This window comes from Streptomyces beijiangensis (assembly GCF_017315755.1).
Taxonomy (GTDB): domain Bacteria; phylum Actinomycetota; class Actinomycetes; order Streptomycetales; family Streptomycetaceae; genus Streptomyces; species Streptomyces beijiangensis.
Window position 1 is genome coordinate 20,215 of the sequence record NZ_JAFLRJ010000061.1, and the last position, 14,059, is coordinate 34,273.

Consider the following 14,059-nt stretch of genomic DNA (forward strand, 5'->3'; position numbering starts at 1 on the left):
GCCACCACCGCCCCTGACAGGAACAATCAGGGTGCGCACCGCCGGGTGGTGCCCAGTGGTGAGACGCTGCACGGGGCTGCATTGATGCAGAGCCCGTACGGGGAGGTGGCAGGCAAGTGGTGGAGCAGCTGACGCAGCACGATCCGAGGCGGATCGGCCCGTTCGAGGTGCTCGGACGGCTCGGTGCCGGCGGCATGGGGCTCGTGTACCTCGCGCGGTCGGCCTCGGGCCGCCGCGTGGCGATCAAGACGGTACGGACCGAGCTCGCCGAGGACCAGCTGTTCAGGGTGCGCTTCACGCGCGAGGTCGAGGCCGCACGGGCCGTCTCCGGCTTCTACACGGCGGCCGTGGTGGACGCCGACCCGCGCGCGGCCGTGCCCTGGCTGGCCACGGCGTACGTACCCGCCCCCTCCCTCGAAGAAATAGTGAATGAGTGCGGGCCGATGCCGGCCCAGGCGGTGCGCTGGCTGGCGGCGGGGATCGCCGAGGCCCTGCAGTCGATCCACGGCGCGGGTCTGGTCCACCGCGACATGAAGCCGTCCAACGTCCTCGTCGTCGAGGACGGCCCGCGCGTCATCGACTTCGGTATCGCGTCCGGCGTCTCGAACACCCGGCTGACCATGACGAACGTCGCCGTGGGCACTCCCGCGTACATGTCGCCCGAGCAGGCGAAGGACTCGCGCAACGTGAAGGGCGCGAGCGATGTCTTCTCCCTCGGCTCGACACTGGTCTTCGCCGCGACCGGTCATGCGCCCTTCCATGGGGCCAATCCGGTGGAAACGGTCTTCATGCTGCTGCGTGAGGGCCCGGACATCGCCGGCCTGCCCGGCGAGCTGCGCCCGCTGATCGAGGCGTGCATGCACATGGAGGCCGGCAAGCGGCCGAGCCCCGAGGATCTGCAGGCCCAGCTGGCCCCGCACCTCTTCTCCTCGGGGAGCGACGACAGCGGTACGGCGTCCGCGTGGCTGCCCGCCAGGGCCACGGCGATGATCGAGCAGCGCCGCGGCGGCCGTCCGCCTGCCCAGCAGGCCCCGCAGCGCCCCATGGCCCAGCCCTCGCCGCCGCCGCGCCCCGCCTACGAGCCCCAGCACCAGCAGCAGAACCAGCAGCACCCCCCGCACCAGCAGCAGCACCAGCATCAGCCGCAGCCCCAGCAGCAGGGCGACTGGCGGATCGCGCCGGCCGAGGGTCCGGTACGGCTGCCGGGCGCCCAGGTCCCGATCGGCCCAGGCCCCCGCGCCGCCGAGGTGCGGTCCCACGCGGTGGCCGAGGCGGGCCCCGCGACGGGCTGGGTCAGGCCGCCCGGCGGCGGGCTCAACGGCGCCGACGCCGGGGTCGTGGCCGCGGCTCCTCCGGTCGCCGTACCCGCCCCCGTACAGGCTCCGGAGGGTGCGGCGCGCTGGCGGCCGTGGCGTTTCCGTATGTCGAACGACGTGTGGGGCACCCCGGTCGTCGAGGGCGATCTGCTCTACGTCACCTCCTTCGAGGTGCACGCGCTCGATGTGGGCAGCGGCAGGCGCCAGTTCAAGACCAAGGACGTCGCCTGGTCGATGGCGGTCTCCGGCGGCCGCATCCACGCCTCCGACGGGCCCACGCTCTACGCGCTGGACGCCAACGACGGCACGGACCGCTGGCGGCTGCAGACGGACGCCTGGGTGTACGCGCTGCGCGCCGACCGGGGCACGGTCCTCACCGCGACGCGAGGCGGCGGCGTACAGGCGCGCGAGGCGACCAACGGCGAGAAGCTGTGGGAACTGACCGGCGGCCAGACCGACTTCGAGACGCCGGAGGCGGGCCCTGCCCTCGACGGGGACACCGTGTTCGTCTGGAAGGACGCCCGCCTCTTCGCCCTCGACTCCCGTACCGGATCCGAGCGCTGGTCCTACCCGGTGGGCGACGCGGCCTCCTGCGGCGGAGTGCCGGTGCGGGTCGCCCCGGCTGCCGACGGCTATGTGTACGTCGCCGCCGGGACCAGGGTCCTGGCGATCGACCGGGCGACCGGTCATGTGCGCTGGCACTTCGAGGCGCCCGCGGTCTTCCTCTCCCCGCCGGCGTTCGCGCCGGGCCCCGCGGTGGCCGGGGGCGGGGTGTACCTCGCGGACTACCTCGGCACGGTGTACGCGCTGGACGCCACGACCGGCAAGGACCGCTGGCGCATCGCGACGGAGTCCAGACAGTCGGTCGAGCCGGTCCTGGTCGCCGACGGCAACGTCCATGTGGGCAGCGGCAGCGCGCTCTACACGCTGGACGCGGTGACGGGCACCCCGAAGTGGCGCTTCGCGGCGGGCGGCGGGGTGGTCGGCGCACCGGTGGTGGCCGACGGCCGGCTGCACTTCGGCTCCGCGGACCACTGCCTCTACACGCTGGACGCCGCGGGCGGCCAGCTGCGCTGGAAGCTGGCGACGGGCGGCGAGATCACGGGCTCACCGGTGGTGAAGGCCGGCGTCGTGTACGCGTGCAGCAAGGACCGCTGTGTGTACGCGCTGGACGCGGTGAAGGGGACGGGGACCGGGCGGAACTAGCAACTAGTCCTTGTTCGGCGGCGACGGCGGCGACGGCGGCGACGGGGGCGACGGCGACGGGTCGGGCGCAGTCAGCTCGGGCGGGAGGTCGCTGGAGCTGAAGGTGGCGGTGTCGGCCTCGGGTTGTGCGTACGGGGCGTAGGACGGGTCCTGTGTGTAGGGGTCCTGCCCGTACGGCACGGGTGCCGGTTCGGGTGCGTACTGCGGCGCGGGCTGCTGCTGCACACGGCGGCTGCCTCGTCCGTTCATCAGCGCCGCGCCCACGAGCAGGAGGACGCCGCCTCCGAGGGCGTTGGCGACGCCCTGGCCCAGGCCGGAGCCGTTGGAGCTGAGGGCGAGGCTGCTGGAGACCTGGTACTGCCTGACCATCCACAGCACGGCGAAGCCGAGCGTGACGAGTCCGGCGAGGGCCACCATCATCCGGGAGCGGAGCAGCACACCGACCACGGTGAGAAGGGCCGCGAAGGCGAAGGGAAGCAGGATCGATCCTGCGACCGCGGCCTTCGTGGTGGTGATCCCGCCGAAGAGGTCCTGGATCCGGTAGGCGCTGCCGTGACGGCCGTCGTACCAAGCTTGGAAGGGGCTGTATACGGCGGCCGCCGCGCCAATCAGAGCCACGGCGGAGCCGAGGACGTTGCGGATCATCATCGGCCTCCAGGCGGCAGCTCTTGATCACGACGTTACGCCGGGTGCGAAACCCTCGCCACCAGGGAGGGAACCCCGCCGGTCGGAGGCCGGCGCAGCGGCCACGAAGCCGGTGAGGCCCCCGGGGCCGAGCGGTGCGAGCGGCGCGTTGAGGAGTGGTCGTTACGCCAGGTGCGAAACCCTCGCCACCTGCTCCACCGCGACCTGGGACGGCTGCTCGATGCGGCCGACGGCGGGCGGACGTTCCTGAACCAGCCGATGAACGGCCTCTCGGACTCGCCCGCGCACATGATCGTGGACCGGGGGCGGCTGGTGGGTCTGTGGGAGTACGACGTGGAGGCGGCGGAGATCGTGTGGCAGTCGTACGTCACGCCGGACGCGGCCCTGCGCGAGGCGGTCGCGGCGACCGAGGCATTTGTCCGGGACGAACTGGGCGATGCGCGGAGCTTCAGCCTGGATTCGCCCAGGAGCCGGGCCCCGAGGGTCGCCGAACTCCGGGCTGGGATCTCGTAGTTCGCGCCGCTAAGGTATCGCCGACAACGGGCACGGGGGAGTACACGGCATGCTGATGCGACGCGTGAGGTTCGGGGCTGTTCTGGTGGCGGTGGTGCTGGCGCTGACCGGCTTCTCCGGCAAGAAGCACGGGCACAGTTCGAGCGGGGGCGGCTGCTCCAGCCACAAGAGCAGTACGACACACCACGACTACGACAATGACGACTACGACAACGACGACTACAACTCGACGTCGTCCGGCGGCAGTACGTACACGGACACACCGACACCGACACCGTCCGCGTCGGCGGAATCGGACTCCGCGACGGTGCTGACGTGCGTACAGAAGGCCCAGGGCAAGCAGAAGCCCGTCACCAGGGCCACGGTGAAGGTGATGGCGCGGCAGCGCACGGGGGACGTGTACGCGGACACGTATGCCTACCGGGTCCGGCTGGTCTTCCGCAGTGCGACGGGCACCGTGGTGGACCGGGGGACGGGGACGGTGAACGTGCGCTTCCCGGAAGGGACCGGGATGCTGACGCTGCCGATGGACTCGCCGTCGAAGGTGAGCCGGGTGGCCCGCTGCGAAGTGGAGTCGGTCGAGCGGGTCGGCTAGCGGATCGGCCGGCGGGTGGGCTACTGACCCACCCGTCCGTCCACGCACTCGCGCAACAGGTCGGCGTGCCCGCAGTGACGGGCGTACTCCTCGATCCTGTGCACCATCAGCGACCGCACCGAGATGTCGTCCATCGCCAGATGCTCGCCCAGATCCGGGTGCCGGGCCAGCGCCGCGTCGGTCGCGGCCTGCTCGCGCTCCAGATCCGCGAACGCGGCGTCGACCACGGCCTGTTCGGCGACCGCTCCCTCGAAGTCCGCGTCGCGCTTGCCGTACAGCTTCGGCAGCGGGTCGCTGTCGTCGACCCAGTTGTTCCAGTCCCGCTCCACCTCGACGAGGTGCCGGACCAGGCCGAGCAGCGACATCGTCGACGGCGGAACCGAACGACGGGCCAGCTGCTCCGCGTTCAGGCCCTCGCACTTCATCCGGAGCGTCAGGCGGTATCCCGCCAGATAGTCCAGCAGCGTGGCGAGCTCGCCCTCCGGGCCGGGGCCTTCGCTTTCGCGGGGGTCGTCGTCCGGGTTCGCCCACATGTCGGGGTAGACGGTCGCCTGCGTCCAGCGTGCGGGTCGGTCGCTCATGCGGTGCATGATCGCCCGTGAGGGCCCGAGCGCGCCAATCGTTTTCTGACGGCAGTCAGGCGATGCGGGACGGGGCCCCTACCGCACGCGGAACTCCCGTCCCCGTGCGCCGAACAGCCCCGCCTGTTCCGAAGCCGGGGCGTTCCCCAGGCCGATCAGCAGCGGGGCCTGGGCCGTTGCCGCCGCCCTCGCCGCCGCCTTGCCCGCCCACAGCGCCCGTACCGTCCCCTGCACCGCATCCGTCGGGTACGACGCGATCGTCTCCGCGCACCGCACCGCCGCCGCCTCCTCATCGCCGTCCGGCGTCACCTCGCTCACCAGGCCCACCTCGTACGCCCGGCGCGCCGACACCCTCTCAGCCGTCCCCATCAGCGACATCCTCGCCGCCTCCCCGAACGGCATCCGCTGGGCCATGTACATCGCCTCGTACGCGCTGACCATCCCGTACGTCGTATGCGGGTCGAAGAACGTCGCGGACTCGCCCGCCACCACGAACTCCGCTTCGCCCAGCAGGTAGAACGCCCCGCCGCACGCCATCCCCCGCACCGCCGCGATCACCGGCTTCCACAGGTCCTGGGACTTCGGGCCGATCGTCAGGAGCGGATCGTCGATCGTGTACGGCGACGGGGGCTGCGCCACCTCCGCGCCCCGGTCGATCCCCGTACAGAAGGCCTTCTCGCCCGCGCCCGTCAGGACGATCGCCCGTACGGTCGCGTCGAATCTGAACTGCCGCCAGACCGCAGTCAGTTCGCTCGCCGTCGTCAGGTCTATCGCGTTCATCTTGTGCGGGCGGTCGATCGTGACGACCGCGACGCCCGTCTCCTTGAACTGCTGTACCAGGATGCTCATGGCCGCTCCAGCAACCACTGCGGGACGGTCATTCCCTCCACCTCCGCGAACACGACCTGCACCCGCGCCCCGATCCGCAGCTTCCCCGGATCGACCGAGTCGAGGCGGGCGCCCGCCTCCGCGACCACGTTCCCGACCAGGCGGATCTGCGGGGCGTCCGCGAGCTCCACCACCACCGCGTTGTACGGGGCCATCTCCGCGTACTCCGGGAGCAGCGGCGGGTGCGGGAAGACGTACGACCAGATCCGTGCGCGCCCGCTCATCAGCCGCCAGTCGCTCTCGAAGGACTGGCAGTGCGGGCAGCAGGGGCGGGGAGGGAAGCGGAGTTCGTTGCAGGACGTGCACTCCTGGATGCGGAGTTCGCCCTCGGCGGCGTACTCCCAGAAGGGTGCGCCGTCGTCGTCGATGACCGGCTGCAGCATGGGTTCTTCAGCTCCTCAGGAGGATTGCGGATGTCGGCACGCCCTCGCCCGCCGTGACCAGGCACGTGGCCGCGTTCGGGACCTGTGCCGTGGAGACGCCGCGCAGTTGCTTCACGCCTTCGGTGATGAGGTTGAAGCCGTGTACGTACGCCTCGCTCAGGCCGCCGCCGCTCGTGTTGATGGGCAGCCGGCCTCCGATCTCCAGCGCGCCGCCCTCCGTGTAGGAGGCGCCCTCGCCCCGGCCGCAGAAGCCGTAGCCCTCCAGCGAGAGCGGGATGAGGGGGGTGAACGCGTCGTAGATCTGCGCCACGTCCACGTCCTCGGGCCCGAAGTCGGCCTGTTTCCACAGGTGTCGGGCCGCCGTCCACGCGGGGCCTGTCAGCGGGTCGTCGTTCCAGTAGTTGACCATTCCGTGGTGCTGGGCGGGGAGGCCCTGTGCGGCGGAGTGGACGTACACAGGCTTCTGGCGGCAGTCCCGCGCCCGCTCGGCCGAGACGATGACGCAGGCCAACGCCCCGTCCGTCTCAAGGCAGTTGTCGAAGAGGCAGAGCGGGTCGCTGATCCAGCGCGAGGTCATATAGCTGTCGCGGGTCATCGGGCGCTCGTACATCATCGCGGCCGGATTCTGGTTGGCCCGGTTGCGGCAGGCGAGGGCCACATTGAAGAGGTGGTCGCGCGTCGCCCCGTACTCGTGCATATAGCGGCGGGCCAGCAGCCCGATCTCGTCGGCGGGGCGCAGGAGGCCGAAGGGGCGGGTCCACTGGCCCGGTGTGGGGAGCTGAACCGCCGTGTTCTTCCAAGGCCTCGGTCCGCTGCCGCGTTTGCGTGACCTCCAGGCGATCCCCACGTTCGCCTGCCCCGTCGCGATCGCCGAGGCCAGGTGTCCGACCGTCGCGCACGAACCGCCGCCCCCGTACCCGATCTTGGAGAAGAAGGTGACGTCGCCGGCCCCGATCGCCTTGGCGACCTCGACCTCGTCGGTCTCCTCCATGGTGTACGAGGCGAACCCGTCCACCTCCGAGGGCGCGATCCCCGCATCCTCCAGGGCGGCGACGATCGCCCTGCAGGCAAGCGCCTTCTCCGACTCGGGGAGCTGCTTCGCGAAGGGGGTCTGGCCTATCCCGACTATTGCTGTCGCATCCTTGAGGGTCGCCATGGGCGGGAGATTACAGCTAATCTGACGGATAGTCAGCTACTGGTACGGGGCGGGTAACGGGAGGCTTGCGATGCATCCGATGCGCGGCGACTTGCAGTGGGGGACCATCCCGGGGCTGGTCCGGTACGCGGCCGAACGCTACGGGGAGCGGGAGGCGGTCGTCGATGGCCGTACCCGGATCACCTATGCGGAACTCGGCGAGCGCGTGGAGCGCGCGGCGGCGGCCTGCATGGCCGGCGGCGTGGAGCCGGGCGACCGCGTCGCGGTCTGGGCCCCCAACACCCTCGACTGGATCGTCTCAGCGCTCGGCGCGGTGACGGCGGGCGCGGTCCTCGTCCCGCTCAACACCCGTTTCAAGGGGGCGGAGGCGGCGTACGTCCTGCGGCAGAGCAGGGCCAGGCTGCTGTTCGTCACCGGGACCTTCCTCGGCACCTCGTACGTGGCCTCACTGCGCCGGGCCACGGCGGAAGGACCGGGCGACGGGCCGCTCCCCGGGCTCCCGCACCTGGAGGAGGTCGTGGTCCTCGCGGACGACGCCCCCGCGAGCTTCCGCAACTGGAAGGACTTCCTCGCCTCCGGCGACAAGGTCACGGCGGCGGACGTCCGCGCCCGTACGGAGGCCGTGTCACCCTCCGACCCCTCCGACATCGTGTTCACCTCGGGCACCACCGGCCGCCCCAAGGGCGCCGTGATCACCCACGCGCAGACCCTGCGCGGCTACGACATCTGGAGCGACCTCGCCGGTCTGCGCGAGGGGGACCGCTACCTGATCATCAATCCCTTCTTCCACACCTTCGGCTACAAGGCGGGCATCATCGCCTGCCTGATGCGCGGCGCGACGATGGTCCCGCAGCCGGTCTTCAACGTGGACACGGCCCTGGCCAACATCGCCGCCGAACGCATCTCGGTCCTCCCCGGCCCGCCCACCCTCCACCAGTCGCTCCTGGACCACCCGAACCGCGACGCCCACGACCTCTCCGCCCTGCGGCTGGTGGTGACGGGTGCGGCAGTGGTCCCGCTCCAGCTCGTCGAACGCCTCCGTACCGAACTGCACATCGCCACGGTCCTGACGGCGTACGGCCTCTCCGAGGCGACGGGCATCGTCACGATGTGCCGGCGCGGCGACCCGGCGGAGGTCATCGCCTCGACGTCGGGCCGCGCGATCCCGGACACGGAGGTACGGGTGGAGGCCGCGACGGGGTCGCCCGGCGAGGTCCTGGTGCGCGGATTCAACGTCATGCAGGGCTACTTCGAGGACCCCGTGGAGACGGCGAAGGCCATCACGGACGACGGCTGGCTGCGGACGGGCGACGTCGGCGTACTGGACGCCGAGGGCAATCTCCGGATCACCGACCGGATCAAGGACATGTTCATCGTCGGCGGCTTCAACGCCTACCCGGCGGAGATAGAGCAACTGCTCGGCCTGCACCCGGATGTGGCGGACGTGGCGGTGATCGGCGTACCGGATCCGCGGCTGGGAGAGGTCGGCAGGGCGTACGCGGTACGGCGGCCAGGATCCACGCTGACGTCCGACGACCTGATCGCCTGGTCGCGCCGGGAGATGGCGAACTACAAGGTGCCCAGGGACGTGGAGTTCGTGGCCGAGCTGCCGCGCAACGCGAGCGGCAAGGTCCTGAAGACGGTGCTGCGGGCGCAGGTGGGGTGACTGCGGTGGGCTCGGATGCGAGTGCGATGGCGTGAACTGGATCGTGACCGGACGTGCAGCAGCCGCGGTGGCTCCCCCTCCGGGCCACCGCGGCTGCTTCCCCGTTCCCCGTCGTGAAAGTTCTGGTCAGGCGGGGTCGTCCGTGACGTGGACGTTGTCCGTTGTCGCCGTGCCGTCCTTGCCGCCCGTCACGTGGACGTTGTCCGTCGTGAGGTCGTCGTCCGACGCCTTGGCGTCCGTGACGTGGACGTTGTCCGGGTCGACTACCGGGTCGGTTCCTGGTGTCTCGCTCATCGTCAACTCCTGGTTACTGGCTGTGTGACAGGTCGGGAAGGCCCGCCCGGCAACTCCCCCGTGGGTTGCCGAGCGGGCCGTATCCGGGCCGCTCACCATAAGGCCACGGCCTCTCGTCATTCCGTCTGCCCCCCGACGCGACGGTTCGACAGGTCAGAGACTGCCCGGTAGCGATAAACGAACGATGAACGCCCTGGTGTGACGGGGGTCACGCCGCCGCTACGGGGGTCAACAGCGCACGGACGTCGTCTGCTTCCGGGGACTTGAGCTCCTCGAAGAGCGAGAGCGCCTCATGCCAGCAGACCTGTGCGCGGCCGGACTGGCCGATTCCGAACAGGGCGCGGCCGAGCACCGTCAGCACGTTGCCGCGCCGCCACTCCCCGCCGATCCCGCGCAGCACCGTCAGAGCCATCTCGGCGCCCGCTGCCGCTTGGGCGGGGCGGCGGGCGGCGAGGTCGATCTCGGCCAGACGGAAGAGGGTCATGCCCTCCCACAGCCGCTGGCGGCTGTCGCGGAAGACGGCGAGCGCCTCCCTGAGCTGATCGGCCGCCGCTGCGAACTGTCCGCTCTTGGTGAGCGCGAGCCCGAGCGCGTAGCGGCCGTTCGCGCCCTTGAGGGCGTGGCCCATGCTGTCGTACATCTCCGTGCCCTGGCGGGCGAGATCGACGGCGCTGGAGGTGTTCCCGGTGGCGAGGTGGAGGCGCGAGAGGTTGCACAGGGCGCTCGCCTCGCCGGGGACGTCGCCGCAGTTGCGGAACCCCTCGATGGCGCGGGCGAAGTGCTCGGCCCCACCGTTCTGGTAGAACGCCATGGCGCCGCGGAGGTTGGCCGCCCAGCAGCCGGACATCAGGTCCTGCGTCTCGTCGGCGAGCCGGGCGGCTTCTTCGGCCTCGCGGTCGCCCTGGTCGAACTGGCCCGCCGCGTGGTGCACATAGGCGAGGCTGATGTTGGCCCGTCCCTCGGCGCGGGCATCGCCGGTCGTGCGTGCCGCGTCCCGCAGGGCCCTGGCGGCCGTCTCGTACTCCTTGGAGTTGGCGCCGGACTCACCCAGGTCCAGGGCCGACCAGAGCAGGTCGACGGCCCGGCGCAGGGTGCCCGCGCCCGTCGACTGCCGTACGCACGCGAGGAGCGAGATGGCTTCGGAGTACAGCCAGTCCTGGGCGTCGTGGCGGTCCGTGAAGGCCAGGCCCTCGTACGTCGTCGTCTCCAGGTGGTCCACCAGGCGGTCGCCCGGGCGCTCGATCGCGTACACCCGCGAGGCCGTGGAGAGGTAGAAGTCGAGGAGGCGGGAGAGCGCCGACTGCCGCTCCAGCGGCTGCTGTTCGTCGCGCTCCGCGCACGAGCGCGCGTAGAGGCGGACCAGGTCGTGGTAGCGGTAGCGGCCGGGGGCCGCCGATTCGAGCAGGGACGTGTCGACGAGCGACTCCAGGACGTCCTCGGCGTCCTGCACGGACAGGTCGAGTACGGAGGCCGCCGCCGCGAGGGAGATGTCCGGGCCGTCGGCCAGGCCCAGGAGGCGGAAGGCGCGCGCCTGCTGGGGCTCCAACTGGCCGTAGCCCAGCTCGAACGTGGCCTTCACCGCGAGGTCGCCCGCCTGGAGTTCGTCCAGGCGCCTGCGCTCGTCCGCGAGCTTCGCCGCGAGCACCGAGACCGTCCAGGTACGGCGGGCGGCCAGCCGGGAGGCCGCGATCCGGATGGCCAGGGGCAGGAATCCGCACGCCGCTACGACGTCCAGGGCCGCCTGGCGTTCGGAGTTGACCCGTTCCGTGCCGACTATTTTCGTGAAGAGCTGGAGGGCTTCCTCGGGGGCCATCACGTCCAGGTCGACGAGATGGGCGCCTGCGAGGTCGACCATGCGGGCGCGGCTGGTGACCAGGGCCGCGGAGCCCGCCGTTCCCGGGAGGAGGGGGCGGATCTGGGCGGCGTCGCGGGCGTTGTCCAGGAGGACCAGGACGCGGCGGCCGTCGAGGGTCGAGCGGTAGAGCGCCGCACGGTCGTCGAGCGAGTCGGGGATGGCGGAGTCCGGGGTGCCCAGCGCGCGCAGGAAGGAGCCGAGGACTGTTTCTGGTTCGGCCGCGCGGGAGCCCGCGCCCTGGAGGTCGACGTAGAGCTGGCCGTCGGGGAAGTGAGGGCGGGCCGCGTGGGCCACGTGGACGGCGAGGGTCGTCTTGCCCACGCCGCCGATTCCGGCCACTGCGCTGACCGCCATGACGTGGCCTTCCGTCGTGGCGAGGCGGTCGCCCAGTTCGCGTACGAAGGACGCCCGGCCCGTGAAGTCAGGGACGGTAGCGGGCAGTTGGGCCGGGCGCACCACCGTGGCCGCGGGCGCCGCGGGCGGCTCCGCGGGGCGGGCCAGGTCCTCGTCGGCCTGGAGGATGCGCCGCTGGAGGCGGGCGAGTTCGGGGCGGGGGTCGACGCCGAGCTCGTCGGCGAGGAGGCGGCGGGTGTCCGCGTACACGGCGAGCGCCTCGGCCTGGCGGCCGCTGCGGTAGAGGGCGAGCATCAGGAGCTCGCGCAGGCGTTCGCGCAGGGGGTGGGCGGCGGTGAGCGCGGTCAGTTCGGAGACGGCCTCCGCGTGGCAGCCGACCTCCAGGTCCAGGTCGAGGCGCGTCTCGATGAGCTGGAGCCGCCACTCCTCCAGGCGGGCGCGCTCCGTCTCCGCGTACGGTCCTGGAACGGAGGCGAGCGGTTCGCCGTCCCATAGGGCGAGCGCCTCGTTGATGCGGTCGCGGGCCGTGCAGCGGTCCCCGGAGGCTGCTGCCTTGTCGGCGGAAACGGAGAGTTCCTGCGCCACGGCGAGGTCGAGGGAGCCCGGGGTGGCCCGGATCGCGTACCCGCCTGCCTCGCTGACCAGGAGGCCGGAGCCGAGGGATTTGCGCAGGCGTGAGGCGTACGTCCGTATCGCGGCCAGGGCCTGCGACGGCGACTCGTCGCCCCAGATGGCGTCGATCAGCTCGGATGCGGTCGCAGTGCGGCCGTCTCGCAGGAGGAGTGCGGTGAGCAGGGCGCGTTGCTGCGGCGTTCCGGAGGGGAGCGCCTCGCCGTCGCGGTGGGCCCGCACCGGGCCCAGCACGCTGAAGCGCACACCGGTGTTCCGACCATGCTCCGGAGTTCGCTGCTCCGGTACGCGCGGCCCGCTGTCACGGTCCATGGCTGCCCCCTGCACCCCGTACTGCTTGGTCCTGCTCATGTGCACCCGCCAGTTTGCCTTGTTCATGGCGGGTCCGTCATCACCGGATGACGCTCTGCACAAGGTCTCCCTCGGACTCACCCGCGTAACTCATTGCCGTACAGGGAGCTGACGGTTCGTCAGATTGGGTCTACCGTGGGGCGCATGAACGCCATGGAGACCTTCCCGAAGATCATCTCGGTGGACGACCACACGGTTGAGCCCCCCAACGTCTGGCGGGACCGGCTCCCGTCCAAGTACCAGGACATCGGTCCGCGCGTCGTCCGCGCCCCCCTGAAGGAAATGACCTTCCTGGGCGGCAAGTTCGCACCGGTCATGGGCGCGAAGGGCGACGACGGACCTGTCGGTGACTGGTGGGTGTACGAGGACCTGCACCGGCCGCTCACCCGCCTGGACACGGCGGTGGGCTACGACAGGGACGAGATACGCCTGGAAGTCATCACGTACGAGCAGATGCGCCCGGGTTCGTTCTCGGTGCCCGAGCGCCTCGCCGACATGGACGTCAACCACGTCCAGTCCGCGCTCTGCTTCCCGACCTTCCCGCGCTTCTGCGGCCAGACCTTCACCGAGGCCAAGGACAGGGAACTCGGACTGCTCGGTGTGCGGGCGTACAACGACTGGATGGTGGACGAGTGGTGCGGGCCGCTCGCGCAGGGCCGGCTGATCCCGCTCCCGCTCGTCCCGCTCTGGGACGCGCACCTCGCGGCGGCGGAGGTGAGAAGGAACGCGGCGCGCGGGGTGCGGGCGGTGGCCTTCTCCGAGATCCCGCCGCACCTGGGACTGCCGTCGATCCATACGGACGAGTGGGATCCGTTCCTGCAGGCCTGCGACGAGACGGGGACGGTGATCGCGATGCACATCGGGTCGTCGTCGAAGATGCCGTCGACGTCGGCGGACGCGCCTCCCGCGGTCGGCTCGACCATCACCTTCGCCAACTGCTGCTTCTCGATGGTGGACTGGCTGATGAGCGGCAAGTTCGAGCGCTTCCCGAACCTGAAGATCATGTACGCCGAGGGGCAGATCGGGTGGATCCCGTACATCCTGGAGCGCGCCGACGTGGTCTGGGAGGAGAACCGCGGCTGGGGCGGGGTGGCGGACAAGGTGCACCGGCCGCCGTCGGAGCTCTTCACCGAGCATGTGTACGGCTGCTTCTTCGACGACGCCTTCGGGCTGAAGAACCTGGACGCGATCGGGGCCGGCAACGTCCTGTACGAGACGGACTACCCGCACTCCGACTCGACCTGGCCCAAGTCCAAGGAGGTCGGCGAGGCGCAGATGGGGCATCTGGCCCCTGACGTGGTGGACCGGATCGTGCGCGGCAACGCGATCGAACTGCTGGGGCTGACGGCGGACGGGCTCTGGGCCGGGCCCGGATCCACCGTCTGACCCCGTCAGTCTTTCAGCGGCGGCGGCGGCGCGCTGCCACCAAGGTCACGGATCCGCACAGCGCGGCCAGTACGGCAGTGCCCGCGATCAGCTGCGTGAACCCGGCGCCGGTCGCGGGCAGTGACGTCGTACCGGAGCCGCCGTCCGCCGGTGGTGCGGGCTGTGGCGGCGGGGCCGGTGCGGTGGGTGGATTCGGCGAGGGCGGCGCAGGCGGGGTCGGATGCGGTGTGGATGTGGGTG

At 71.2% G+C, this 14,059-nt stretch carries 12 protein-coding genes and 1 pseudogene; 5 read left to right on the plus strand and 8 right to left on the minus strand.

All coding sequences use genetic code 11. The features are described from left to right. The first annotated feature begins 119 nt into the window (after window positions 1-119). Window positions 120-2,522, plus strand: a complete 2,403-nt coding sequence (afsK, locus tag J0695_RS07100; RefSeq protein WP_206961001.1) for a protein serine/threonine kinase AfsK — start codon at window positions 120-122, stop codon at window positions 2,520-2,522. Window positions 2,523-2,525: 3 nt separating this feature from the next. On the opposite strand, the gene J0695_RS07105 is transcribed toward afsK, so the two are convergent. Further along, the gene (locus J0695_RS07105; RefSeq protein ID WP_372445715.1) at window positions 2,526-3,170 is read right to left on the minus strand and encodes a hypothetical protein; all 645 of its coding nucleotides are present in this window, start codon (window positions 3,168-3,170) and stop codon (window positions 2,526-2,528) included. A gap of 168 nt (window positions 3,171-3,338) precedes the next feature. On the opposite strand from J0695_RS07105, the gene J0695_RS07110 reads away from it, so the two are divergent. Together J0695_RS07110 and J0695_RS07115 are read left to right on the plus strand one after the other, a co-directional pair. Continuing rightward, on the plus strand, window positions 3,339-3,680 hold the full coding sequence (locus J0695_RS07110) for a hypothetical protein (protein ID WP_206960989.1): 342 nt from the start codon (window positions 3,339-3,341) through the stop codon (window positions 3,678-3,680). Window positions 3,681-3,729: 49 nt separating this feature from the next. Then, a complete protein-coding gene (locus J0695_RS07115) occupies window positions 3,730-4,275 on the plus strand; it encodes a hypothetical protein (protein WP_206960990.1) in 546 nt (181 codons plus the stop codon). Between the two features lie 20 nt (window positions 4,276-4,295). On the opposite strand, the gene J0695_RS07120 is transcribed toward J0695_RS07115, so the two are convergent. From J0695_RS07120 to J0695_RS07135, 4 genes are all read right to left on the minus strand, one after another. Next, entirely contained in the window at window positions 4,296-4,865 is a 570-nt protein-coding gene (locus J0695_RS07120; RefSeq protein ID WP_206960991.1) for a DinB family protein, read from the minus strand. A gap of 69 nt (window positions 4,866-4,934) precedes the next feature. After that, entirely contained in the window at window positions 4,935-5,705 is a 771-nt protein-coding gene (locus J0695_RS07125) for an enoyl-CoA hydratase/isomerase family protein (RefSeq protein WP_206960992.1), read from the minus strand. Further along, on the minus strand, window positions 5,702-6,127 hold the full coding sequence (locus J0695_RS07130; protein WP_206960993.1) for a Zn-ribbon domain-containing OB-fold protein: 426 nt from the start codon (window positions 6,125-6,127) through the stop codon (window positions 5,702-5,704). The genes J0695_RS07125 and J0695_RS07130 overlap by 4 nt, the downstream gene beginning before the upstream one ends. 7 nt (window positions 6,128-6,134) lie before the next feature. Continuing rightward, window positions 6,135-7,283 carry a lipid-transfer protein gene (locus J0695_RS07135; RefSeq protein ID WP_206960994.1) on the minus strand — a complete coding sequence of 383 codons (1,149 nt, stop codon included), beginning with the start codon at window positions 7,281-7,283 and terminating at the stop codon, window positions 6,135-6,137. A gap of 79 nt (window positions 7,284-7,362) precedes the next feature. Between J0695_RS07135 and J0695_RS07140 the strand changes: the two genes are divergently transcribed. Continuing rightward, window positions 7,363-8,949: a FadD3 family acyl-CoA ligase gene (locus tag J0695_RS07140; protein ID WP_206960995.1), complete on the plus strand. Its 1,587-nt coding sequence runs from the start codon at window positions 7,363-7,365 to the stop codon at window positions 8,947-8,949. 126 nt (window positions 8,950-9,075) lie between these two features. On the opposite strand, the gene J0695_RS07145 is transcribed toward J0695_RS07140, so the two are convergent. Both J0695_RS07145 and afsR read right to left on the minus strand, forming a co-directional pair. Next, entirely contained in the window at window positions 9,076-9,243 is a 168-nt protein-coding gene (locus J0695_RS07145; protein WP_206960996.1) for a hypothetical protein, read from the minus strand. Window positions 9,244-9,451: 208 nt separating this feature from the next. Continuing rightward, window positions 9,452-12,394: an SARP-family global regulator AfsR gene (gene afsR, locus J0695_RS07150; protein ID WP_206961003.1), complete on the minus strand. Its 2,943-nt coding sequence runs from the start codon at window positions 12,392-12,394 to the stop codon at window positions 9,452-9,454. A 192-nt stretch (window positions 12,395-12,586) separates the two neighbouring features. Here afsR and J0695_RS07155 point away from each other — a divergent pair, with 192 nt between their 5' ends. Next, on the plus strand, window positions 12,587-13,819 hold the full coding sequence (locus J0695_RS07155) for an amidohydrolase family protein (RefSeq protein ID WP_206961004.1): 1,233 nt from the start codon (window positions 12,587-12,589) through the stop codon (window positions 13,817-13,819). A 13-nt stretch (window positions 13,820-13,832) separates the two neighbouring features. Here J0695_RS07155 and J0695_RS07160 read toward each other — a convergent pair. Beyond that, window positions 13,833-14,059 (minus strand): annotated as a pseudogene (locus tag J0695_RS07160) (hypothetical protein); the annotation flags it as partial.

Coding starts and splice junctions, on each gene's coding strand:
- J0695_RS07105 (WP_372445715.1), bottom strand. CDS start 3,170: ATGATGATCCGCAACGTCCTCGGCTCCGCCGTGGCTCTGATTGGCGCG.
- J0695_RS07115 (WP_206960990.1), top strand. CDS start 3,730: ATGCTGATGCGACGCGTGAGGTTCGGGGCTGTTCTGGTGGCGGTGGTG.
- J0695_RS07120 (WP_206960991.1), bottom strand. CDS start 4,865: ATGCACCGCATGAGCGACCGACCCGCACGCTGGACGCAGGCGACCGTC.
- J0695_RS07125 (WP_206960992.1), bottom strand. CDS start 5,705: ATGAGCATCCTGGTACAGCAGTTCAAGGAGACGGGCGTCGCGGTCGTC.
- J0695_RS07130 (WP_206960993.1), bottom strand. CDS start 6,127: ATGCTGCAGCCGGTCATCGACGACGACGGCGCACCCTTCTGGGAGTAC.
- J0695_RS07135 (WP_206960994.1), bottom strand. CDS start 7,283: ATGGCGACCCTCAAGGATGCGACAGCAATAGTCGGGATAGGCCAGACC.
- J0695_RS07140 (WP_206960995.1), top strand. CDS start 7,363: ATGCGCGGCGACTTGCAGTGGGGGACCATCCCGGGGCTGGTCCGGTAC.
- J0695_RS07145 (WP_206960996.1), bottom strand. CDS start 9,243: ATGAGCGAGACACCAGGAACCGACCCGGTAGTCGACCCGGACAACGTC.
- afsR (WP_206961003.1), bottom strand. CDS start 12,394: ATGGACCGTGACAGCGGGCCGCGCGTACCGGAGCAGCGAACTCCGGAG.
- J0695_RS07155 (WP_206961004.1), top strand. CDS start 12,587: ATGGAGACCTTCCCGAAGATCATCTCGGTGGACGACCACACGGTTGAG.